Genomic DNA, 22,386 nt, shown 5'->3' with positions numbered 1-22,386 from the left:
TGTCATTCCCACGAAATGGGAATCTACAACTTGCATACCATATTTGATATGGAAGCACAAAAGATTATTAATCTTATTTTATCAAAATGAAACATACATATACAGTTACAGGTATGACCTGTGGTGGTTGCAAAGTATCGGTTGAAGAGGCTTTGAACAAACTTTCTGATGTAACCGAAGCTATTGTAGACCTAGAAGCTGCTCAAGTTGGAATTTCAATGTCCAAGCACGTTTCCATTGCAACTTTACAAAAGGCGCTTTCTAGTAAATACGTTATCAAAGAAAAGGAAGAAGTGCTTGTTAAGGAAAAAACAGAATTACAACAATTGTATCCGTTGTTCCTTATTTTCGGATACATACTTGCTGTAAGTATTCTATTAAACTACAAGCCTTGGGATACTAATGGCTTTATGCTCGATTTCATGGGGCTTTTTTACATCGTTTTCAGCTTTTTTAAGTTATTAGATTTAAAAGGTTTTCCGCAATCATTTAGAATGTACGATCCATTAGCAAAGCTAATGCCGCTTTATGGATGGATCTATCCTTTTATAGAAGTAGCTCTTGGAATCATGTTTTTAATGCGTGTAGAAATTCCATCCGCATTAATAGTTACATTAATAATTCTTGGTGTCACAACAATAGGTGTTGCAAAAGTATTGTTGGATAAAAAAAGTATTCAATGTGCTTGTCTAGGAACAGCTTTAAAACTCCCTATGACCAAAGCGACTTTCATTGAAAATAGTATCATGATTGTTATGGCAATAATAATGTTAGTGAAGTAGAGCTGTCATTCCTGCGAAGGCAGAAATCCGCAATGACCTAAGAATTAAAAACTTTAGTCATTACGAGGAGCAAAGCGACGTGGTAATCTAGAGATTGTCACCACTTTTTCAAAGTCTCACAATGACCTAAGAATTAAAATGAAAAACATATTAAACATATTTTTCGTAATTCCACTACTAACATTTTCCCAAGAAAGTATTAGTGGTATGATTATGGAAGCAAATGAAAAAAACGAACACATCGGTTTAGCTGGTGCCAATGTGTATTGGTTAGACACAGATATTGGAACAGTAACCGATATTGATGGCAAGTTTACAGTATCGTATTCTAAAGCGTACTCCAAATTAGTTATAAGTTACGTAGGTTTTAAAACCGATACCATTACGGTTGAATCTCCCAAATTTATCCGTCACTGGTTGCAGCCAACAAGCGATTTAGACGAGGTTACCATAACCACAAGAAAGCAGGCCACTGCAAAATCTTATTTAACAGCGCAAAATGTATTGACAGTTAGTAGTGAAGAATTGCTCAAAGCGGCTTGCTGTAATCTGTCTGAAAGCTTTGAAACCAACCCGTCAATCGATGTTAATTTTGCTGATGCGGTTACTGGCACACGACAAATAAAAATGTTAGGTCTTACTAGTCCTTACATTTTGATTGCAACAGAGAATATTCCCTCTATCCGTGGAGCTTCTCAAGCGTTTGGTTTAAGCTTTATTCCAGGAACTTGGGTAGAGAGCATTCAAATTACCAAAGGTACCGGCAGTGTTGTGAATGGTTTTGAAAGTATAGCTGGGCAAATCAATACAGAATTGGTTAAGCCCTCTACAGACAATAGGTTGTTCTTAAATTTATTTGGAGCCACGAACGAGCGTATGGAATTAAATGCCCATATAAATTCTAGAGTGAGCGATAAGTGGGATATGGGGCTTTATTTGCATGGGAATACACATCAAAAAGAACATGATGTTAACCACGATGGTTTTATGGATATGCCTAAATACCATCAAATAAATGTGATGAACCGTTGGCAGTATACCAATCCTGAAAAGGGCTTTGTTAGTTTTATTAACCTAAAGGTTCTAACAGACGAGAAACTTACAGGGCAATTGGGTTTTAATCCCGATACGGATAGGTTAACTACAAACGATCCTGTACTGAGCGGAGACGACGTTTGGGGCAGTGAGATTTTTACCGATAGGTTTGAAATCGCTGCTAAACTAGGGTATGTAAATCCCGAAGTACCATGGCAAAGTCTAGGAGTACAAACTGCATACAGTAACCATAAACAAGAATCGTATTTTGGATTGAACGATTATGATATCACCCATAATAGTTTGTATGCTAACGCTATTTATAACTCTATAATTAGTGACTCTCGACATAAAATTAAGACTGGTGTGAGTTATACCTACGACTACTATAACGAATTGGTGAATTTGAATGCGTTTGAACGAACAGAAACATCGGTAGGTGGTTTCTTCGAGTATTCGCATGACAACTTAGAGCTGTTTAATTTAACAGCAGGCATACGCATTGATTACCATAATCTATTGGGAACTTTTATAACTCCAAGGGTGCATGCGCGTTACTCTCCTTGGGGTAAGTCGGCCTTTAGGGCGTCTTTTGGAAGAGGCAAACGAAGCGCCAATATTTTTACCGAAAACCAAAAGATGTTTGCGACATCCCGAAATATAATTATCGATGATGTAGGTGGAAATATTTATGGGCTAGACCCCGAAATCGCTTGGAATTATGGAGTGTCTTACTTACAGGGTTTTAATCTTTTTGGAAAGAAAGCCGATATCACTGTAGATTTTTATAAAACCGATTTCCAAAATCAAGTCGTCGTAGATTATGAAAATCCGCTGGAAATAAATTTTTATAATTTGGAAGGAAAAAGTTATGCCAATAGTTTTCAGGCCGAATTTAATTATAATGCTTTCCAAGGTTTTGATTTCCGAACAGCCTACAAGTTTTATGATGTTAAAACCGACTATAGGTCTGGAAAACTTACCAGGCCTTTAACGCCGAAACATCGGTTTTTTGCTAATATGGGCTATAAAACCGCTTTAACCGAAACAGGAGGCAGGTGGAAGTTCGATGCAACCTTTAATTGGTTAGGAGAACAACGGTTTTCGTCTACATTAACAAACCCCGTTCAGTATCGCTTATCTGATAGAACACCAACGGTTTCAACTTTAAATGCTCAAGTAACCAAAGTGTTTTCCTCCAGATTTGAGGTATATATAGGCGGGGAGAATATTACTAATGTTAGACAACCAAACCCGATTTTGGCTGCTGATGATCCATTTGGTTCAAATTTTGATACAACGTTTGTATATGGTCCTATTTTTGGAAGTATGTATTACGCTGGTATTCGATATAGGATAAATAATAATTAACCGTCATTACGAGGAGTAAAGCGACGTTGTAATCTAATGATTAATGCCGCTTTAGTAAAATTATACAATGACAACCATAAAAATAAAAACATGAAAAAATTACTAATAATTGCTTTGTTACTAACAGGGAGCACAATTTTTGCTCAGAACAAAAATGCTAAAGCCACTACAGAAGTAGATGGTGTTTGTGGTATGTGTAAGGCACGTATCGAAAAAGCCTGCCTAAATACTAAAGGGGTAAAGTTTGCTAAATGGGATGTTGAAACACATCAATTGAGTTTGATTTTCGACGAGCGTAAAACCAATTTGAAAACTATAGAAGCCAGTGTGTTAAAAGCTGGGCACGATGTTAAAGACACAAAAGCACCAGATGAGGCTTATGCTAAAGTGCATCCTTGTTGTAAATATAGAGATGAAGATGTAAAAGGAGCGCATAAACAAGAATAATTCTTGGTCTCTTGTAGTACAAAAAAACGCTTCCAGATTCAGGAAGCGTTTTTTATAATTTATTATTTGTGTGTCGAAGCTCTCGACTTACATCATGCCTGGCATACCACCGCCGCCCATTGGAGGCATAGCTGGAGCATCTTCCTTAATATCGATTAAAGCACACTCGGTTGTTAAAATCATACCGGCTACAGAAGCAGCATTTTCTAGAGCAATACGAGTTACTTTCTTAGGGTCGATAATACCTGCTTTAAGCATATCAACATAGGCTTCAGATTTAGCATCATAACCAAAATCTTTTTTACCTTCTAAAACCTTATTGATAACTACAGAGCCTTCGCCTCCAGCATTTTCAACAATCGTACGTAAAGGCGCTTCAATAGCTTTGTTTACGATTTGTACACCAGTAGTTTCGTCTAAGTTCTCGGTAGTTAATGTTTCTAAAACAGCTTTAGCTCTTACTAATGCTACACCACCACCGGCAACAATACCTTCTTCAACTGCAGCTCTTGTAGCGTGTAAGGCATCATCAACACGGTCTTTCTTTTCTTTCATCTCAACTTCAGAAGCAGCACCAACATAAAGAACTGCAACACCACCAGCTAACTTAGCCAAACGCTCTTGAAGTTTTTCTTTATCGTAATCTGAAGTGGTTGTTTCAATTTGAGATTTGATTTGGTTTACTCTAGCTTTAATAGCTTCAGAATCACCAGAACCATTCACAATAGTAGTATTGTCTTTATCAATGGTTGCTGTTTCAGCAGTTCCTAACATAGAAAGGTCGGCATTTTCTAAGGTGAATCCTCTTTCTTCAGAAATAACCGTTCCACCAGTTAAGATAGCGATGTCTTCTAACATGGCTTTTCTTCTGTCGCCAAATCCTGGCGCTTTTACAGCAGCAATTTTTAAACCACCACGTAATTTGTTAACTACCAAAGTAGCTAAAGCCTGTCCGTCTACATCTTCAGCGATAATTAATAACGGACGACCAGATTGAGCAACTGGCTCTAATATTGGAAGGATTTCCTGTAAGTTAGAAATCTTTTTATCGAATAATAAAATGTATGGATTTTCTAAATCGGCTACCATTTTATCAGAATCTGTCACGAAATAAGGTGATAAGTACCCTCTATCGAATTGCATACCTTCAACAACTTCAACGTAAGTATCCATTCCTTTAGCCTCCTCAACAGTAATAACACCTTCTTTGCCAACTTTTTCAAAAGCTTGAGAGATTAATTCTCCAATAGTGTCATCGTTGTTAGCAGAAATAGCAGCTACTTGTTTAATTTTTTCAGAAGAGTTTCCAACTTCTTGAGACTGACTTAACAAATCAGCAGTAATTGCTTCTACGGCTTTGTCAATACCGCGTTTTAAATCCATTGGATTGGCGCCAGAAGCTACATTCTTTAAGCCTTCTTTTACGATAGCCTGAGCTAAAACGGTAGCGGTAGTAGTACCGTCACCAGCAAGGTCGTTGGTTTTAGAAGCAACTTCCTTTACCATTTGAGCGCCCATATTTTCGTGCTCATCTTCAAGCTCAATTTCTTTAGCAACAGAAACCCCATCTTTAGTTACAGATGGTGCACCAAAACTTTTAGAAATGATTACGTTTCTTCCTTTAGGACCTAGAGTTACTTTTACTGCATTTGCTAATGCATCTACACCGCGTTTTAATCCGTCGCGTGCTTCAATATCAAATTTTATATCTTTTGCCATTTTACTTTGTTTTTGTCATTCCCGCGAAGGCGGGAATCTTAATTAATTGTAGTCGATTTTTTGTGGATTCCCGTTTTCACGGGAATGACAGGTAGGTTTTAAACAATCGCAAGAATATCGCTCTCACGCATGATTAAATAATCGTTACCTTCTAATTTTAATTCTGTTCCAGCGTATTTTCCATACAAAACAGTGTCACCTACTTGAACTGTAACAGGAGCGTCTTTTGTGCCAGGTCCTGCAGCAACAACAGTTCCTTTTTGTGGTTTTTCTTTTGCATTGTCTGGTATGATAATACCTGATGCCGTAGTAGTTTCGGCTGCAGCAGGTTCAATAAGTACCCTGTCTGCTAATGGTTTAATGTTTAAGCCCATTTTCTTATATAGTTTTTATTTAACTGATTTAAATTAACGCTTTAGCGTTATGCTAAAAATGTGCCAATGCTTTGAGACTGACAAACTTTCAGACTTAATAAACGTTATTTGTAAAAACAAAAATGCCAACTTAAAGAAGTTGGCATTTTTGTTAAATTTTTGTCACACTTTTTACTTGGCAGAAGTAGAATCTGCAGCAGTGTCGTTGCCTGTAGGCATTGTTATAGGAGGTAGCTGATTAGCGTCCTGATCTAAAGCTTTAGAGTCTAAAGTGTTATCTCCTCTGTTTATGGCCACATTCGAAGCCAATATTAATATCAATAAAAAAGTGGCTAGATACCATGTACTTTTATCTAGAAAATCTGTGGTCTTTTTTACGCCACCAAGTTGTTGTGAGCCTCCGCCTCCAAATGTAGAAGATAATCCTCCACCTTTTGGATTCTGTACCATGATTACTACAATTAATAAAAATGCTACGACAACAATTAGTACTAGAAATATTGTAAAACTCATTATTCGTTATTGTTTTGTTCTTGTAATTTTTCTACTGCCTTAATTTGGTTTGCAAAGAAACTACTTTTTTCTGGATATTTCAAACTTAAAATTTTATAAGATTGAATGGCCTTTTTATAGTTTTTTTGCTCCACATAAATACGCGCCAAAGTCTCTGTCATTAAAGCCTCGGGCTGCATCATTTGTGCCTTGGCCAAGTTTCCTTTTTTAGATGGTGTTTTGGTTGGTGAGATTTTTGGGTTTTCGGTGATAAACTTATCTATGAGCTCAAACTTTCTTGCTTTTCCTGAAGTTGAAGGAACGTCATCAGATTCAGTTTCGGTAGTTGTTTGCTCTTTAAAAACTTCTTTGCGTTCTATAGGTTTGTAGCGTGTAAGCTTCAGCCACTCGTTAAAAGAGTGTTTCTCGTTTTTATCAAACTGAAGTGGCTTACCTAGGTTAAGAATCTCTTGCGCAGATAGTTCAGGTGTGTCTTTAGTTTCTCCTGATGCTTTAATAGCTTCAGGGTCATCCAGTTTAAAATTAATTGCTGTTTCATCTTTGGTAGCTTCCTCTTTGGGTTGAAACAATGCAGGATCTAAAACACCTTTGGTATCTTCTATTTGGCGACTTAGCGTTTCGCTTGAAGCGATACTTTTATCTATTGAAATGTCTTCAGCGGTAACATCGATGTCTTTTAATCGGCCTGTGTTGAGTTTGATATGTTCAGAAATCTCATTCTGAACAAAAGCTTCCGAGGTTATAAATTCAAACAGGATACTTCGGTCTGTAGTGTAGGCCGCTGTAGTTTTTAATTCTTGATTGTATTTAAAGCTGTTTTGATTTTTTAACCCTTTGAGATATACCGCTCTTGCAGACTGAAAATAAGGAAATTCATCAATAATAGATTTAACAGCATCAGCTTGTTGATTCGTAATATCTTGAGGATGTTGTAATATGTCTATAAAATCGGATGAATTCATTGGCTTAGCCAAATTTACTTATAATTATTTTAGTGTTCAGTGTTTGTGATATAATGGAATTTTATAATTCTACTGCGACTGCCTACTGATCACTGAATTTACCATTTTGCCAAAGTGGCGTTAAATATATCTTGTGTTAATCGGTCTAATATTTCTTCGTGTGCTGTTGCTTTTTGAGTTCCAGTTAATTGTGCACTACCGGGAAAATCATAAAAAAACGAAAACATTTGGTCTAAATCGTCTTCTTCGTTATTGGTGTTGTAAAACCGAACTTTAACAGATATGGTAAGCCTGTTCTGCGCGGCGGTATTTTGAGCAGTAGCTGTTGTTGGTGCTATTCTGTAATCTGTTATTTCTCCTTCGTAAATTAAATCGCCGCCAGAAGGAACAAGTCTATAATTTGTTTGGTTTTGGATTAAATCTTCTAATGCGATTTTGAAATCTCGATCTAGGCCGGGTTCGAATAAAAGGGATGTGTTTTCGAATTGATTGACTTGGTAAGTCTCGGCATTAATGGATGTTGGTGGTGTAAAACTATAGAAGCCACAAGATTGAATCGTAGCCAATAACAGCATTAAAAAAAGCAGTTTAATTCTTTTAACTATGTATCTCGATGGCACTACGCGTGATTTTAAGTTCATGATTATAAAAACGATTTCTTTTTTACATTGTTGTGAATTCCTAATTCTTTTGAACTGTTAATTACAAGTCGTACTGTTTTATCTTTCGGTACAATGTGCGTTCGCTTATACCCAATTCAGCTGCTGCTAATTTACGTTTTCCGTTGTGCCTTTCAAGCGATTTTTTAATTAATTCTAATTCTTTGTCGTGCAGCGATAATGTTTCCTCTTCTTGAATTTCTTCGGCAAAATGGTATTTATCTTGCTGACTTTCTACACTTTCAATATTGTTTGTATGTTCAGGTATCGATAGTACTTCGGTGTCTTCAACAGGTTCTTGGTATACGGTTGGCTCTTCGCTTTCGTTACCGTAAATTTTTTGAATTAAATGCTCATGGTCTTTTTCTACATCTTTTACACTGCCACTTTTCATGAGTTCCATGGTGAGTTTCTTTAGGTCGTTCAAATCGCTTTTCATATCAAAAAGGACCTTGTAAAGAATCTCTCGTTCGCTGCTAAAATCGCTTTCAGACTTAGATGTTTTTATTACTGCCGGCAAGTTGGTAGACGCTGTTGTTGGTAAATAGCTTCTTAGAACTTCAGCCGTAATAATTCTGTTCTGTTCCAGAACAGAAAGCTGTTCTGCAATATTACGCAACTGCCTTACATTACCGCTCCAACGGTATTTTAAGAGTATTTGTACGGCATCATCAGAAAGTTTTATGGTTGGCATTTTATACTTCAAAGCAAAATCGCTGGCAAATTTTCTGAAAAGTAAGTGGATATCATTTTGTCTCTCACGAAGTGGCGGTAAATGAATTTCGATGGTGCTTAAACGGTAGTATAAATCTTCTCGAAACTTCTCCTTTTCAATGGCTTCAAACATATTAACATTAGTAGCGGCCACTATGCGTACATTGGTTTTTTGGACTTTGCTGGATCCTACTTTTATAAATTCACCATTTTCAAGAACCCTCAACAAACGTACTTGGGTTGTTAGTGGTAATTCTCCAACTTCATCGAGGAAAATTGTTCCGCCGTCGGCCACTTCAAAATAACCGCTGCGAGTTTGGGTGGCTCCTGTAAAGGCACCTTTCTCATGCCCAAATAGCTCACTGTCTATGGTGCCTTCGGGTATTGCACCACAGTTTACAGCAATGTATTTATTGTGCTTTCTGTGGGATAGCTGGTGTATGATTTTTGGAATACTTTCTTTACCAACACCACTTTCGCCCGTTACCAATACAGAAATATCTGTTGGGGCAACTTGAATGGCTTTTTCAATAGCACGATTCAAGGATGGTGTATTGCCTATTATGCCAAAACGTTGTTTTATTGCTTGAATTGATTCCATTTATTTTCTGTCATTCCTGCGAAGGCAGGAATCTTTTTTAGGTTTATGTGGATTCCGCATCAAGTGCGGAATGACAAATGCTTTTTAATTGTTTTCAGAAAGACTAATCGCTTCTCCAATTAAAGTAGCGCTGGTACAATCCGTGATTTTTACATTTACAAAATCACCAATGTTATAATTCCCTTTAGGAAAAACTACCATGGTGTTCTGGCTATTTCTTCCCGCCCAATGTTTGTCGGAACGTTTAGAAGCCTTTTCGATGAGTACTTCTTCAACTTTGCCTACATGCTCTTGAGTGCGCATTAAACTGTGTTTTTGCTGAAGCGCTATAATCTCGTTAAGCCTACGTTTTTTTGTGTCTAATGGAATATCATCTTCGAGTTTTCTCTCGGCTAAAGTGCCTGGTCTTTCAGAGTAAGCAAACATAAATCCGAAATCGTACTTAACATATTCCATTAAGCTCAAGGTGTCTTGATGGTCTGCTTCTGTTTCTGTTGGAAAACCAGAAATCATATCTTGGCTAATGGCACAGTCTGGGATAATACGCTTAATGTTATCGATTAGTTCGAAGTATTCCTCTCGTGTATGCTGACGATTCATTTCTTTCAAAATACGGTTGCTGCCACTTTGCACGGGAAGATGAATGTAGTTGCAAATATTCTTGTATTTCGCCATGGTCTCGATAACATCCAATGTCATATCCTGAGGATTTGATGTTGAAAATCTAAAACGCATTTTGGGCTGAGCAGTGGCACACATTTCTAACAGCATAGAAAAATTAACGGCCGTAGCTTTTTGCATATCACTGGCTTTGTCGAAATCTTTTTTAAGTCCGCCGCCATACCATAAAAAGCTATCAACGTTTTGTCCCAAAAGTGTGACTTCCTTGTATCCCTTGTTCCATAAATCGTTTACCTCTTCAATAATACTTTGTGGGTCCCTACTGCGTTCCCTTCCTCTTGTAAAGGGAACCACGCAGAACGTACACATGTTGTCGCAACCACGTGTAATCGATACAAAAGCAGTTACGCCATTGCTGTCTAAACGTACTGGGGAAATATCGCCATATGTTTCTTCTTTAGATAAGATAACATTTATAGCGTCTCTACCTTCTTCAACTTCGGCTAAAAGGTTAGGGAGGTCTTTGTAAGCATCTGGTCCTACAACCAAATCCACTATTTTTTCTTCTTCGAGAAACTTACTTTTTAAACGTTCGGCCATACATCCCAAAACACCAACTTTCATGTTCGGGTTGCTTTCTTGTTTAACGGCATTGTATTTCTCTAGGCGTTTACGAACAGTTTGTTCTGCCTTGTCTCTAATAGAACAGGTGTTGACCAGAACTAAATCGGCCTCTTCTAAATTCTGAGTTGTATTATATCCTTGATTATTAAGGATGGAAGCTACTATTTCACTATCTGAAAAATTCATTTGGCAACCGTAACTTTCAATAAAAAGTTTACGTGCGTTACCTTCTTTCTGCTTAAGCGATAAAGCTTCTCCTTGTTTTTTTTCGTCTATTATCTTTTCCATAATTTACTTGTACCAAAATTGGTCAATATTCGTGCCTGCCTGCAGGTAAGCAGGTGCAAAGATACAATTAATTTGGTTTTTGTGACAAAGTGTCATGTTTATTTTGAATTGAATTTTATACGTTTATTCGCGCAACCAAAATGGAATACATGCATCTTCATAATAACTCAATTTACTTGGCTTATGTTACAATTTATTAGAAAATTTTTTTTTGTTTTGGTTAGCCTCCTTTGTTTTACCAACACGCAATGCGAAGACGATGTTGCCGTAAGCCAGGATTGTGATTTCAAAACAATAGTTAGCAATAGTTTGTACGATTCGGCATCTAGTCAAGGTGTAACTTTTATAAACGCTAAAATTGAAGATGATTGCCTGTCTCTTAAAATTGGAGCTTCTGGTTGCGATGGGTCTACTTGGGGTTTTAGTCTTGTGGATTCTGGTGCTGTTGCAGAATCTTTTCCAGAGCAGCGGTATTTGAAGCTAGACTTTAATAATGAAGAATTGTGCTTGGCTTTTTTTGAAAGAACCATAACGTTCGATCTTACACCAGTTAGAGTACAGGGAAGTTCTAAAGTGATACTTCATGTAGAAGGTGTAGAGCAACCTTTAGAGTATTCGTATTAGTATTTTGTGGTTATATTGATTAAGCCTTCGCTTGGTTAAATGTCTGAATCTTAGAATTCCAAAAAAATAAATGAAAATGAAACGTATTCTTTTAATCTTATCCATGTTTGTTGTTTTATATTCTTGCAACAAAAACGACGATGAAAATCTAGATTTAGTAACTGTAGCCACTCCCGAATTTGTTAGTAAAACAGAGTTTAGGAAAATGGTGGATATAGTTCCTCCTAGGCCTGTAAAACAGGCTGGGAAAATATATGCCTACAACGATTACATTTTTGTTAACGATGTCAATAAAGGGGTTCATATCATAGATAATAGCAATCCTGAGTCACCAAAAGCCATTAAGTATATTACTATTCCAGGAAATGAAGATATTTCAATTAAAGATAATTACCTGTATGCCGATAGTGCTACAGATTTGGTGGTTTTTAATATCTCTAATATAAATGATATTACTCAAGTAGAGCGATTGGAAAACGTATTTGAGATTTACAATTACAGAATTCCAGAAGAGGCTTTTGCTACCGATTATAGCGACTTTAATTGGGATACCGATATTATAATAGATTGGAAGCTAGAACAAAAACCAAGAGAAGATGTTGAGCCAAATATTTTGATAGACAGGGGTGTGATGTTTAATGATGCCGTGCTGGCCAGTGCAGCAGAATCTAATGTGGGGACGGGTGGTTCTTTAGCACGCTTTCAAATAAAGGATGATTATTTGTACACTGTGGGGTCTTACAGTATGGCTATTTTTAATATTAAAAACTTAGGGAGTCCAATTTTAGAGAATACACAATATGCCGGTTGGAATATAGAAACCATGTTCGAGGCAGACGATTATTTATACTTGGGCAGTACAAATGGTATGTATATTTACGACTTAAACAATCCTGCAGAACCAGCCTATGTCTCTGAATTTGTGCATTGGGAAGGTTGTGATCCAGTTGTGGTCGATGGTGATTATGCTTATCTTACATTGCGTGGCGGAAATGCTTGCGGACAGATAGAAAGTGTTTTGGAGGTTATTGATATCCATGATAAATCCAATCCAACATTGGCAAAGCGCTACACATTAGAAAACCCCTATGGTTTGGGTATAAAAAGTAATATGCTTTACGTGTGTGACGGCACAGCGGGTTTAAAACTTTTTAATAGGAATACGCCGGTAGATTTAGATTTGGTAAGAACTATTGGTGATATTCAAGCAACCGATGTTATTCCACTACAAGACAAATTAATTATGATTGGAGATAATACGCTATATCAATACAGTTATTTAGAAAACAATATTAGCTTTTTAAGTGCATTTACGCTTAATTAAGCTAAACTAAACTTTGACTATAAATCTGCCTACGGGCAGATTTTTTTGTTTATAAGATAAAGCGATTAATAAAAAACGGTTACTTTTAAAGTGTAAAAAACTAACCAAAAACATTTACAATGAATACAGTAAACACATTAATTGAAAAAATAAATGCCGCCAAGGCATTAGATTTTGGTAATATTTTTAGTGAATCTATCGAGCTTTTTAAGAAAACTTGGCTTCAGGGATTTTTACTTCAATTATTCACCTTTATAGTTATGTTACCATTAATAATTGTGCTTTACGTTCCTTTAATAGGCCTTGTTTTAGCTCAACAAGAAGGAGGGTATAATAATGGTGCTGTAGAAAATTTTATTGCAGGTATATCTCTGTTCTACGTGCTTTTTGTGATTGTAGGGATTTTGGTGCTGGGAACTATTTCACTAGGGTTAAATGCAGGTTTTTATAGAATTATGAAAAAGTTGGATAACAATGAGCAAACTTCAGCATCAGACTTCTTCTATTTTATCAAAGCAAAGTATTTAAGTAAGATTTTCATGTTGATGTTAGCTTCTGTGGGGATATCTATACTGGCAGCTTTATTGTGCTATTTTCCTGTGTTTTATGTGGTGATTCCCTTAACCTATTTTGCGGTTATATTTGCTTTTAACCCAGATTTAAGTGTTGGAGAAATCGTTAAGGCAAGTTTTAAACTAGGGAATAAAAAATGGTTTTTAACTTTTGGATTGGTCATTGTTTCTTCATTTTTAGCGCAAATAGTCGGTTTTTTAGCTTGTGGTATAGGTGTCTTATTTACAGCAACATTTGTATATCATCCTATTTATTTAATTTATAAGGAAGTTGTAGGTTTTGAAGAAACCAACGCTATAGATGAAATAGGATTGATAGAAGAATAAATTTTTTAACAATATTTTAAAACGCCCGTATTTACCAGGTTAAATACGGGCGTTTTTTTAAAATTATTAAACAGTTAGACTTTAAAATGCACTAGATAAATTTTTTTTCACATACATTTGTAGCTTCAAAATTGGATGTATGGCGAAGAATTTAGTGATTGTAGAGTCACCTGCAAAAGCAAAAACCATTGAGAAATTTCTAGGAAAAGATTTTAAAGTAGAGTCTAGCTTTGGGCATATATCAGACTTGCCTTCAAAGGAGTTAGGGGTTGATGTAGACGGTGATTTCAAACCAAAATACGAAGTATCTAAAGATAAAAAAGCGGTTGTAAAAAAACTGAAAGAGTTAGCCAAGAAAGCTGAAATGGTATGGTTAGCAAGTGATGAAGACCGCGAGGGAGAGGCAATTGCATGGCATTTAGCTGAGGCTTTAAAATTAGACAAGGAAAAGACAAGACGTATTGTTTTTCATGAAATTACTAAGTCGGCCATAAAAAAAGCGATAGAAAACCCAAGAGGCATAGATTACGATTTGGTAGATGCGCAACAAGCCCGTCGTGTTTTAGATAGAATCGTTGGGTACGAATTATCTCCGGTGTTATGGCGAAAGGTAAAAGGCGGTCTCTCTGCGGGTAGAGTACAATCGGTTTCAGTGCGTTTAATTGTGGAAAAAGAGCGTGAGATTACCAATTTTAAACCAGTGCCTTCTTACAGAGTGGTAGCCGAGTTTTCAAATGAAAACGGACAAGCCTTTAAAGCAAAACTGCCAAAGAACTTTTCTACGAAAGAAGAAGCGCAACAATTCTTAAAAGCGAATGTTGACGCCAATTACAAAGTAGCCGATTTACAAAAAAAGCCAGCTAAAAAATCACCAGCTGCGCCGTTTACAACATCGACATTACAGCAAGAGGCTTCACGTAAATTATATTTCTCTGTAAGTAAAACCATGACCATGGCACAGCGTCTTTACGAAGCCGGTCTCATTACTTATATGAGAACAGATAGTACAAATTTATCTGATGAAGCTAGGCAAGGCGCTCAAGCAGAAATCGAAGAGGCGTACGGTTCCAATTACAGTAAACCTAGAAATTATTCAGGAAAATCTAAAGGGGCTCAAGAGGCTCACGAGGCCATTCGTCCTACCGATTTTTCAAGACACACCGTTAATATAGACAGAGATCAAGCCCGTTTGTACGAGTTAATCTGGAAACGTGCCATTGCCTCTCAAATGAGTGAGGCGCAATTAGAACGAACCAATGTAAAGATTAGTGCCTCAACGCATAGTGAAACCTTTACGGCAAATGGTGAGGTAATTACTTTTGATGGTTTCCTAAAAGTCTACTTAGAGGGGACAGACGATGAAGATGTTGAACAAGAAGGAATGTTACCGGCAATGAAAACCGGTGAAAGCCTCTTAAATAATTACATAACTGCAACAGAGCGTTACACAAGGCCGCCGGCAAGATTTACCGAGGCATCTTTGGTTAAGAAACTCGAGGAGCTAGGTATTGGGCGCCCGTCTACTTACGCGCCAACAATTTCAACAATTCAAAATAGAAATTATATCGAAAAAGGTACTGTTGAAGGTGTAGAACGAAAATATGCCCAACTTACATTAACCAATGGCGCTGTTACCGAAAAAGAGCTTTCTGAAAAAGTAGGGTCCGATAAAGGAAAATTAGTGCCTACAGATATTGGTATGATTGTGACCGATTTCTTGGTGAATCATTTCGACCAGATATTAGATTACAATTTTACAGCGAAAGTAGAAGAAGACTTCGATAGTATTGCCGAGGGCGAAGAAGATTGGACCAAAATGATGAAGTCGTTCTGGAAAGATTTTCATCCTAAGGTAGAAGATGTTAAAGAAAATGCCGAAAGAGAATCAGGTGAACGTATTTTAGGTGTAGATCCAAAAACGGGAAGACAGGTTAGTGTACGTTTAGGTCGATTTGGGCCTATGGTACAGATAGGGACTGTTGATGAAGAGGAAAAACCCTTGTTCGCGAGTTTAACTCCAGACCAACAATTAACAACAATTACTTTTGAAGAGGCCATGGATTTATTTCAGCTTCCAAAAAGTTTAGGTGAATATGAAGGTGAGGAAATTCAAGTGAATAACGGCCGTTTTGGGCCCTATGTAAAATTCGGAAAAACATTTGTCTCCCTACCAAAAGGTGCAGACCCTCTAAGTGTCGATTTAGATGATGCTATTGTTCTAATTAAAGAAAAGCAAAAAGCAGATGCTCCTATTTATGTGTATCAAGACTTGCCAGTTCAAAAGGGTAAAGGACGTTTTGGGCCATTTATTAAATGGAACAGTATGTTTATTAACGTGAACAAGAAATATGATTGGGATAACTTGTCAGATTCAGACATCGTCGAATTGATTGAAGATAAAATTCAAAAAGAAAAAGATAAGTTAATTCACCATTGGGAGGCCGAAGGTATTCGTGTGGAAAAGGCAAGATGGGGACGACACAATGTAATTCAAGGAAAACTTAAAGTTGAATTAGCTAAAACTGTTGATGTTTCCAAAATGACTTTAGATGAGGCCAAGGCTATCATAGAGGCCAACGCGCCAAAGAAAAAGACAACTCGAAAAAAGGCAACTGCCAAAAAGAAATAGTTTATTTTTCAGGTGGTCTTAAACTTTTTTGTGTGGTTTAAGTCTTAGTTTTTAGAAAAAAATGGTATTTCGTCGATATTTTAAGTTTTAAATTGATGAAATACTCATTAATTCTATTGATATTTGTGATTCATTACAAAAAAACAACTACCATTTTTTAGATGAACTTTAGTTTTCTTTCGCCTGTCTCAGATTTAGTGCTAGCCCATAACGAGTTATTAGCCACGCAAGCATTAGGAAGAAAAATTAAAATTCATACCGAACAAAATGGAATTCCCGATTTAGAAGGTGTTTCCATTGCTATAATTGGTGTTCTGGAAAATAGAAACGATGTAAACTACATTGGTACAACGTTTAATCTAGATGAGGTAAGGAAAACATTTTATGCGCTCTTTCCAGGAAGTTGGAACACACAAGTGGCCGATTTGGGCGATATACACAAGGGAGAAAGTGTAGAAGACACTTATTTTGCATTAAAGACAGCCATAAGCATACTCGTAAAAAAAGATATAATTCCTATAATAATTGGGGGTTCCCAAGACCTTACTTATGCAAATTACAGGGCTTATGATGATTTAATCCCTATGGTCAACATAGTTAATGTAGACAGTAAGTTCGATTTAGGCGATTCGTCTAAACCCATCAAAAATAATAGCTTTATAGGTAAAGTGGTCTTAGAACAGCCTTATAATCTTTTTAATTATGCTACCATTGGTTATCAAACTTACTTTAATTCCCAAGAGGAAATCGATTTAATGGCTAGCCTTTATTTCGAGTCTTACAGGTTGGGGGAAGTTTCAAATAACATAGCATTGGTAGAGCCAGTTTTAAGAGATGCCAATATTGTAAGCGTAGATTTAACATCTGTTAAAGGTTCAGAGCTCAGTTCAAAACAAAAATTTTCTCCGAATGGATTAGACGGAAAGGAGATTTGTGCCATTGCCCGATATGCAGGAATAAGTAATAAGGTGTCCTCTTTTGGTATTTATGAGTACAAGCCTTCTAATGATGATGAAATAACGTCTATGTTAATCTCCCAAATGCTTTGGTATTTTATAGAAGGTGTGAATTATAGAGTTAAGGACGACGATTTTTCAGATGAACGCTATTTCGAAAAGTATATCACACTTGTAGATACCGAGGAATTGGTTTTCTACAAAAGCAATAAAACAGGACGATGGTGGATTGAAATTCCATTTTTGTCTGAAGTCAATAATAAATTAAAAAGACATACGTTATTACCTTGCACGCACGAAGATTACTTGGAAGCCTGTAAAAATAAGGTGCCAGAGCGCTGGTACAAAGCCATACGAAAGAATAGCGTGTAGTTAAAAGTGTATGGTTGAACGGGAAATTTTATCGGTGAAACGACATTTTTTAACGACGAAACGTATTTTTTTTGTTTAAAAAGTTGTTTTTTCGAAAATATATAGATATGTTTACGCCTCAAAATGAAGCTTAATTAATTAACCTCGAGTTTACTATAGACATGAAGAAGATTTTTTTATTAACCTTAGCAATAACAATTTTAACCAGCTGCGGCTCTAAAGATAGAGGAGAACTGGTAGGTGTTAAAGGTAAAAAATGGCACCCTGAAAAACCTTATGGGATGGAGCTTATTCCAGGAGGTGCATTTATAATGGGTAAGGCCGACGACGATTTAGCTGGTGTGCAAGATGCTCCTGCTAAAACGGTTACTGTAAGAGCCTTTTACATGGATGCCACCGAAATCACTAATAGTGAATATCGTCAATTTGTTCATTGGGTTAGAGACTCTATCCTAAGAATGAAGCTGGCGGTTCTTGCCGATGAGGTTGGATTAACACCTGAAGATGAAGGAACAATCGGTGAATATGCATTTAAAGATGCAGATACCACCGATATGTCTGTATATGAGAAGTATATGTACGAGAATTATACAGGATTAGGTCCAACAGGTTACGAGGGAAGAAAAATTAATAAAGACATCGATTTAGTTTACGATACTTCAGAATATATAGATATGTATTACGCAGAAGTAATGGATACGATGTATTTGCCTATGGAAGAATCTTATAATGGACAACGTACTTGGGATGTAAAGAAATTTAAGTTCCAATACAACTACATGGACATTAAAGAGGCTGCCAAAAATAGAGGTGTAGCAAGAAAAGATGTTATAAAGAAAGACGAAGTTGAAATCTATCCAGATACTACAGTTTGGATCAGGGATTTCGCTTATTCCTATAATGAGCCAATGCACAATGATTATTTCTGGCATGATGCTTACAGCGATTATCCTGTAGTAGGAGTGACCTGGAAACAAGCTAAAGCCTTTTGTGAGTGGCGTACCATTAACAAGAACTCATATCAAAAATCTAAAAAAGGTGCCGCTTTGGTAAACAGATTTAGATTGCCATCAGAGGCAGAGTGGGAGTATGCGGCCAGAGGCGGTCTGCAAGCTGCTACTTACCCTTGGGGAGGTCCTTACACTAAAAGTGATAGAGGATGCTTTATGGCAAACTTTAAACCTGTAAGAGGTGATTATGCTGCAGATCAGGCATTGTACACTGTAGAGGCTAAGTCTTACGAACCAAACGATTACAATTTGTATAACATGGCCGGTAACGTGGCAGAATGGGTAAATGCATCTTACGATCCTGCGTCTTACGAGTATACTTCAACCATTAACCCAAGTGTTAACGACGATGATAATACACGAAAAGTTATTAGAGGTGGCTCATGGAAAGATGTTGCTTACTTCTTACAAGTAAGTTCAAGAGATTACGAATATGCAGATTCAGCTAGAAGTTATATTGGATTTAGAACCGTACAGGATTATATGGGAACTAAAGTAACAAGTAACGGTAGCAAATAAGAAAAGAACATTAATCAAATCAAATTTAAATACTATTTAATTAACCTACTTAAGTAAAGAACCTACTTAAATTTTTAAAAACCGAGAAATTATGGCACAGTCAAAAGCAAACAAAAAGTTTATGAATTTAGCTTACGGGTTAGGGGCATCAATTGTAATTATTGGAGCACTTTTCAAAATCATACACTTTGAAATTGGACCTCTAACGGGTAATGTAATGTTAACTATAGGTCTTGTAACCGAAGCTATCATATTTGCAATCTCTGCATTCGAACCAGTTGACGACGAGTTAGATTGGTCTTTGGTATATCCAGAATTAGCAGGAGGTCAAGCAGCAGCAAAAGAAAGAGAAGAAAATCCTCAAGGATTATTATCTCAAAAATTAGACAGTTTATTAAAAGAAGCTAAAATAGATGGGGAACTTATTTCTAGCTTAGGGGAAAGCATCAAGAATTTTGAAGGTGCTGCAAAAAACATGTCATCTACTGTAGATTCTATCGAAGCCACTAAAAAATATGGTGAAGAGTTATCTTTAGCAGCAGCTCAAATGGAATCTTTAAACAGTATGTATAAAGTACAATTAGAAAGCATTAACAAACAAACTTCAATTAACGAGGAGTCTGTAGAAAATGCGGCCAAATTAAAAGAGCAAATGCAATCTTTAGCATCTAACCTGTCTTCATTAAACGGTGTATACGGTGGAATGTTATCTGCAATGAACAAAGACTAATTAGGGGTTACCCAAATTTATATTGATTAACCAAAAAACCTAATTAGAAATGGCAGGAAATAATTTATCACCAAGACAGAAGATGATTAATCTGATGTATTTAATCTTCATTGCGATGTTAGCATTAAATATGTCTAAGGAGGTGCTATCCGCCTTCGGATTAATGAACGAAAAGCTTACGCAATCTAACGAAGCAGCAACAGCCAGAAATGAAGCATTTGTAGCGAGTTTAGATCAAAAGGCAAACGATCAACCTGACAAGTATAAGCCTTTAAAGGCTAAAGCGCACCAGATAGATCTTTTAGCAACAAAATTCGACAACTATCTTGAAGACTTAAAAAGCAAGATGATTGCTAAAATAGAAGATCCTACAGATTATGAAATCATGGACAAAGGCGATTATCTAGATGAAAACTTTTTCAAGGGGGATGTAATCAAAGATGAAGGTCTTGATTTTTTAGAACAAATGAAAGATTTTCGTGAAGGTGTTGCAGAAGTACTCGAAGGACAAAACGGAATGGAAGGTATCATAAAAGATGTCCAAAAGAATTTCAATACTGATGATGTTATCAATCGTGATGGAAGACCAGTACAGTGGTTGGATTATCATTACAAAGGATTTCCTTTAGTGGCTTCTTTAACTAAGATGACACAACTACAGGCAGATATCAAAACTACAGAGTCTCAGGTGTTATCTGCAATGTTACAAGGTACATTAGCCGGTGAGGTTTCGATGAATAACTATACTACCTTAATGGAAACATCAAAAGCTGCATACTTTAATGGAGAGAAGTTTGATGGAGAAATCGTTTTAGGTAGAAAAGATGCCTCTACAAAACCAAACAGAGTTGAACTAACTTTAGATGGTACTCCTTTAAAAGAAGGACAGTATACTATCGAGGATGGTAAAGTAAAACTTAATGTTGGAGCTGGTCGAGCTGGCGAGCATAAAATAGAAGGGAAATTAATATTTGCTCAAGATGGTGAGGAGATAGAAGTTCCTGTAAGTCAAACTTTCGCTACGGTTCCTAAACCAAACTCGGCTACAATTTCTGCTGATAAAATGAATGTGGTATATAGAGGTGTTAAAAACCCAATGACCATTTCATTTGCAGGAGTTTCTGATAATAAGGTTGTTGCCAATGCGGGTAGCTATTTGAATAGAACAGGCGGAAGTAAATATGTAATGGATGTTACTAAGGCTCCAGGTAGAGAGATTACTATCAATGTTTCAGGTACTTTACCTGATGGTCAAAAAGTTTCTGATAATGCTAAATTCAGAATCAAAGATTTACCAAAACCAACTGGTACGGTAAGAGGTGAAGATGGTTTAATTAAGATGCAAAAGAGTGCGCTTGAAATCTCAACCGTTGGTGCTAAATTCGATGATTTCGATTTCGAATTACCATTACGTGTCGCAGAATTTAAGTTTAAAGTTCCTGGTCAACCTACAATAATTGTAAAAGGTAGTAAGTTAGATACAAGAGCAAAAGCAGCATTACGCAAAGCAAAACGTGGATCTATAGTACAAGTGTTCGATATTCAGGCTAAGGCTTCTGGTGTTAGTGTGAAAATCAAAAAAGTATCCCCAGTTTCTATAGAGCTTACAAACTAGAATTATAAGGGTAATACCTAATAAACAAAAGAAAAGAAAATGAATTTAAAAAGTTTTTTATTAACCGTAGCAACTGTATTTACAGCTTCAGGTATGTTTGCACAGGCAAATATCTTAAACGCTAAAAGCCCAGATGAAATTGGGGTTAGAACCGAAGAGCAAAAAGCTGTAGACAACGACAAGCCTTTAGAATATGGTTATGTAGACGATAGAGATGTGTTATTCGCAAAAATGACTTGGGAGCGTGTAGTTCTCGATGAGCGAGTAAACTTCCCGCTATACTACCCTATAGATACCAACAACATTGGTAAAGACAGACGTTGTTTGTATGATGTACTTATGAAGAACATTAAAAATGGTAAAATAAAGAACATTTATGATGATTCATATTTTTCTACAAAACGTACACTCAAAGATATCGAAGCTGCCTTGGTAAGAGTTGATACTACCGAATTAGGTATTGAGCAATTAAACGCCGGAGAAGAGGTATCTGCCGAGTACATAAACAGAAGAGATATAACAGCAGCCGATATTGTAGAATACCGTGTTAAAGGGCTATGGTATTTCGATAAACGCCAAGCTGAAATGAAATACAGACTATTGGGAATTGCGCCTGTAGCACCAGATGTTAACTTTATTGATACAGATAACCCAGATTTAGTGCCATTATTTTGGGTATTCTTTCCAGATGCGAGAGAAGTGCTTCATGAGGCCAAATCCTTTAACAGTGCCAATAGTTCGTTACCGTTCTCTTTTGATCATGTCCTAAACTCAAGACGTTTTCACGGCTTTATTTATAAAGAGGAAAATGTACATGGCGATAGGGCCATTAGCGAATATGTCTCAGACAATTCATTAATGCAATTGCTCGAATCTGAAAGGATCAAGGATAAAATACGAGATTTTGAATTAGATATGTGGACCTATTAATTCACATCCAATAAAACAAAAAACGCTCACTTTTTAAGTGGGCGTTTTTATTTTTTGCCATTTATGTT

Annotated in this window: 19 protein-coding genes; 12 read left to right on the top strand and 7 right to left on the bottom strand. The window is 36.5% G+C overall.

Going from position 1 to position 22,386, the window contains the following annotated elements; genetic code table 11:
- Nucleotides 1-86 precede the first annotated feature (86 nt).
- The 3 genes from M0214_RS03415 (at nt 87) to M0214_RS03405 (ending at nt 3,635) form a co-directional block, all read left to right on the top strand.
- Nucleotides 87-782: a heavy-metal-associated domain-containing protein gene (locus tag M0214_RS03415; protein ID WP_248724068.1), complete on the top strand. Its 696-nt coding sequence runs from the start codon at nt 87-89 to the stop codon at nt 780-782.
- A gap of 138 nt (nt 783-920) precedes the next feature.
- Nucleotides 921-3,188 (top strand): TonB-dependent siderophore receptor, encoded by a 2,268-nt coding sequence (locus M0214_RS03410; protein ID WP_248724067.1) that lies wholly within the window; start codon nt 921-923, stop codon nt 3,186-3,188.
- Between the two features lie 90 nt (nt 3,189-3,278).
- Nucleotides 3,279-3,635, top strand: a complete 357-nt coding sequence (locus M0214_RS03405) for a heavy-metal-associated domain-containing protein (protein WP_248724066.1) — start codon at nt 3,279-3,281, stop codon at nt 3,633-3,635.
- An 87-nt stretch (nt 3,636-3,722) separates the two neighbouring features.
- Here M0214_RS03405 and groL read toward each other — a convergent pair whose 3' ends face one another.
- The 7 genes from groL to miaB form a co-directional block, all read right to left on the bottom strand.
- On the bottom strand, nt 3,723-5,354 hold the full coding sequence (gene groL, locus M0214_RS03400; protein WP_248724065.1) for a chaperonin GroEL: 1,632 nt from the start codon (nt 5,352-5,354) through the stop codon (nt 3,723-3,725).
- A 98-nt stretch (nt 5,355-5,452) separates the two neighbouring features.
- Nucleotides 5,453-5,728 (bottom strand): co-chaperone GroES, encoded by a 276-nt coding sequence (gene groES / locus M0214_RS03395; protein ID WP_248724064.1) that lies wholly within the window; start codon nt 5,726-5,728, stop codon nt 5,453-5,455.
- Nucleotides 5,729-5,899: 171 nt separating this feature from the next.
- The gene (secG, locus tag M0214_RS03390) at nt 5,900-6,241 is read right to left on the bottom strand and encodes a preprotein translocase subunit SecG (RefSeq protein ID WP_371873530.1); all 342 of its coding nucleotides are present in this window, start codon (nt 6,239-6,241) and stop codon (nt 5,900-5,902) included.
- Nucleotides 6,241-7,203, bottom strand: a complete 963-nt coding sequence (locus tag M0214_RS03385; RefSeq protein WP_248724063.1) for a hypothetical protein — start codon at nt 7,201-7,203, stop codon at nt 6,241-6,243. Before M0214_RS03385 ends, secG begins: the two co-directional genes overlap by 1 nt.
- Nucleotides 7,204-7,301: 98 nt before the next feature.
- On the bottom strand, nt 7,302-7,844 hold the full coding sequence (gene lptE / locus M0214_RS03380; protein WP_248724062.1) for an LPS assembly lipoprotein LptE: 543 nt from the start codon (nt 7,842-7,844) through the stop codon (nt 7,302-7,304).
- Between the two features lie 61 nt (nt 7,845-7,905).
- Complete coding sequence (locus tag M0214_RS03375; RefSeq protein ID WP_248724061.1) at nt 7,906-9,177, bottom strand: sigma-54-dependent Fis family transcriptional regulator; 1,272 nt, start codon at nt 9,175-9,177, stop codon at nt 7,906-7,908.
- 84 nt (nt 9,178-9,261) lie between these two features.
- Nucleotides 9,262-10,710: a tRNA (N6-isopentenyl adenosine(37)-C2)-methylthiotransferase MiaB gene (miaB, locus tag M0214_RS03370; protein ID WP_248724060.1), complete on the bottom strand. Its 1,449-nt coding sequence runs from the start codon at nt 10,708-10,710 to the stop codon at nt 9,262-9,264.
- A 183-nt stretch (nt 10,711-10,893) separates the two neighbouring features.
- Here miaB and M0214_RS03365 point away from each other — a divergent pair, with 183 nt between their 5' ends.
- The 9 genes from M0214_RS03365 to gldN all read left to right on the top strand — a co-directional run bounded on the left by M0214_RS03365 (nt 10,894) and on the right by gldN (nt 22,318).
- A complete protein-coding gene (locus M0214_RS03365; RefSeq protein ID WP_248724059.1) occupies nt 10,894-11,334 on the top strand; it encodes a hypothetical protein in 441 nt (146 codons plus the stop codon).
- Nucleotides 11,335-11,410: 76 nt separating this feature from the next.
- Nucleotides 11,411-12,658, top strand: a complete 1,248-nt coding sequence (locus M0214_RS03360) for an LVIVD repeat-containing protein (protein ID WP_248724058.1) — start codon at nt 11,411-11,413, stop codon at nt 12,656-12,658.
- Nucleotides 12,659-12,777: 119 nt separating this feature from the next.
- Nucleotides 12,778-13,557: a hypothetical protein gene (locus tag M0214_RS03355; RefSeq protein WP_248724057.1), complete on the top strand. Its 780-nt coding sequence runs from the start codon at nt 12,778-12,780 to the stop codon at nt 13,555-13,557.
- Nucleotides 13,558-13,696: 139 nt separating this feature from the next.
- Nucleotides 13,697-16,186 (top strand): type I DNA topoisomerase, encoded by a 2,490-nt coding sequence (gene topA / locus M0214_RS03350; RefSeq protein WP_248724056.1) that lies wholly within the window; start codon nt 13,697-13,699, stop codon nt 16,184-16,186.
- A 161-nt stretch (nt 16,187-16,347) separates the two neighbouring features.
- Nucleotides 16,348-17,514 carry a formimidoylglutamase gene (locus M0214_RS03345; protein WP_248724055.1) on the top strand — a complete coding sequence of 389 codons (1,167 nt, stop codon included), beginning with the start codon at nt 16,348-16,350 and terminating at the stop codon, nt 17,512-17,514.
- Between the two features lie 161 nt (nt 17,515-17,675).
- Entirely contained in the window at nt 17,676-19,043 is a 1,368-nt protein-coding gene (gene gldK, locus M0214_RS03340; RefSeq protein WP_248724054.1) for a gliding motility lipoprotein GldK, read from the top strand.
- A gap of 91 nt (nt 19,044-19,134) precedes the next feature.
- Nucleotides 19,135-19,773, top strand: coding sequence for a gliding motility protein GldL (gldL, locus tag M0214_RS03335; protein ID WP_248724053.1), 639 nt, complete (start codon nt 19,135-19,137; stop codon nt 19,771-19,773).
- Nucleotides 19,774-19,822: 49 nt separating this feature from the next.
- Nucleotides 19,823-21,388, top strand: a complete 1,566-nt coding sequence (gene gldM, locus M0214_RS03330) for a gliding motility protein GldM (protein ID WP_248724052.1) — start codon at nt 19,823-19,825, stop codon at nt 21,386-21,388.
- A 39-nt stretch (nt 21,389-21,427) separates the two neighbouring features.
- Nucleotides 21,428-22,318, top strand: coding sequence for a gliding motility protein GldN (gldN, locus tag M0214_RS03325; protein WP_248724051.1), 891 nt, complete (start codon nt 21,428-21,430; stop codon nt 22,316-22,318).
- The last annotated feature ends 68 nt before the right edge of the window (nt 22,319-22,386 follow it).

The sequence above is a fragment of the Seonamhaeicola sp. ML3 genome (genome assembly GCF_023273855.1).
In the GTDB taxonomy this organism is placed as follows: Bacteria; Bacteroidota; Bacteroidia; order Flavobacteriales; family Flavobacteriaceae; genus Seonamhaeicola.
The sequence above is the reverse complement of the archived record's forward strand: the minus strand, read 5'-3'. Positions and strand labels throughout refer to the sequence as shown.

What these genes read in the sequence shown, in the direction of transcription:
- topA (WP_248724056.1), top strand. Translation starts at nt 13,697, where the DNA reads ATGGCGAAGAATTTAGTGATTGTAGAGTCACCTGCAAAAGCAAAAACC.
- M0214_RS03415 (WP_248724068.1), top strand. Translation starts at nt 87, where the DNA reads ATGAAACATACATATACAGTTACAGGTATGACCTGTGGTGGTTGCAAA.
- M0214_RS03405 (WP_248724066.1), top strand. Translation starts at nt 3,279, where the DNA reads ATGAAAAAATTACTAATAATTGCTTTGTTACTAACAGGGAGCACAATT.
- M0214_RS03410 (WP_248724067.1), top strand. Translation starts at nt 921, where the DNA reads ATGAAAAACATATTAAACATATTTTTCGTAATTCCACTACTAACATTT.
- gldK (WP_248724054.1), top strand. Translation starts at nt 17,676, where the DNA reads ATGAAGAAGATTTTTTTATTAACCTTAGCAATAACAATTTTAACCAGC.
- M0214_RS03385 (WP_248724063.1), bottom strand. Translation starts at nt 7,203, where the DNA reads ATGAATTCATCCGATTTTATAGACATATTACAACATCCTCAAGATATT.
- M0214_RS03365 (WP_248724059.1), top strand. Translation starts at nt 10,894, where the DNA reads ATGTTACAATTTATTAGAAAATTTTTTTTTGTTTTGGTTAGCCTCCTT.
- gldM (WP_248724052.1), top strand. Translation starts at nt 19,823, where the DNA reads ATGGCAGGAAATAATTTATCACCAAGACAGAAGATGATTAATCTGATG.
- M0214_RS03345 (WP_248724055.1), top strand. Translation starts at nt 16,348, where the DNA reads ATGAACTTTAGTTTTCTTTCGCCTGTCTCAGATTTAGTGCTAGCCCAT.
- gldN (WP_248724051.1), top strand. Translation starts at nt 21,428, where the DNA reads ATGAATTTAAAAAGTTTTTTATTAACCGTAGCAACTGTATTTACAGCT.
- M0214_RS03360 (WP_248724058.1), top strand. Translation starts at nt 11,411, where the DNA reads ATGAAACGTATTCTTTTAATCTTATCCATGTTTGTTGTTTTATATTCT.
- groES (WP_248724064.1), bottom strand. Translation starts at nt 5,728, where the DNA reads ATGGGCTTAAACATTAAACCATTAGCAGACAGGGTACTTATTGAACCT.
- lptE (WP_248724062.1), bottom strand. Translation starts at nt 7,844, where the DNA reads ATGAACTTAAAATCACGCGTAGTGCCATCGAGATACATAGTTAAAAGA.
- groL (WP_248724065.1), bottom strand. Translation starts at nt 5,354, where the DNA reads ATGGCAAAAGATATAAAATTTGATATTGAAGCACGCGACGGATTAAAA.
- M0214_RS03355 (WP_248724057.1), top strand. Translation starts at nt 12,778, where the DNA reads ATGAATACAGTAAACACATTAATTGAAAAAATAAATGCCGCCAAGGCA.
- M0214_RS03375 (WP_248724061.1), bottom strand. Translation starts at nt 9,177, where the DNA reads ATGGAATCAATTCAAGCAATAAAACAACGTTTTGGCATAATAGGCAAT.
- miaB (WP_248724060.1), bottom strand. Translation starts at nt 10,710, where the DNA reads ATGGAAAAGATAATAGACGAAAAAAAACAAGGAGAAGCTTTATCGCTT.
- secG (WP_371873530.1), bottom strand. Translation starts at nt 6,241, where the DNA reads ATGAGTTTTACAATATTTCTAGTACTAATTGTTGTCGTAGCATTTTTA.
- gldL (WP_248724053.1), top strand. Translation starts at nt 19,135, where the DNA reads ATGGCACAGTCAAAAGCAAACAAAAAGTTTATGAATTTAGCTTACGGG.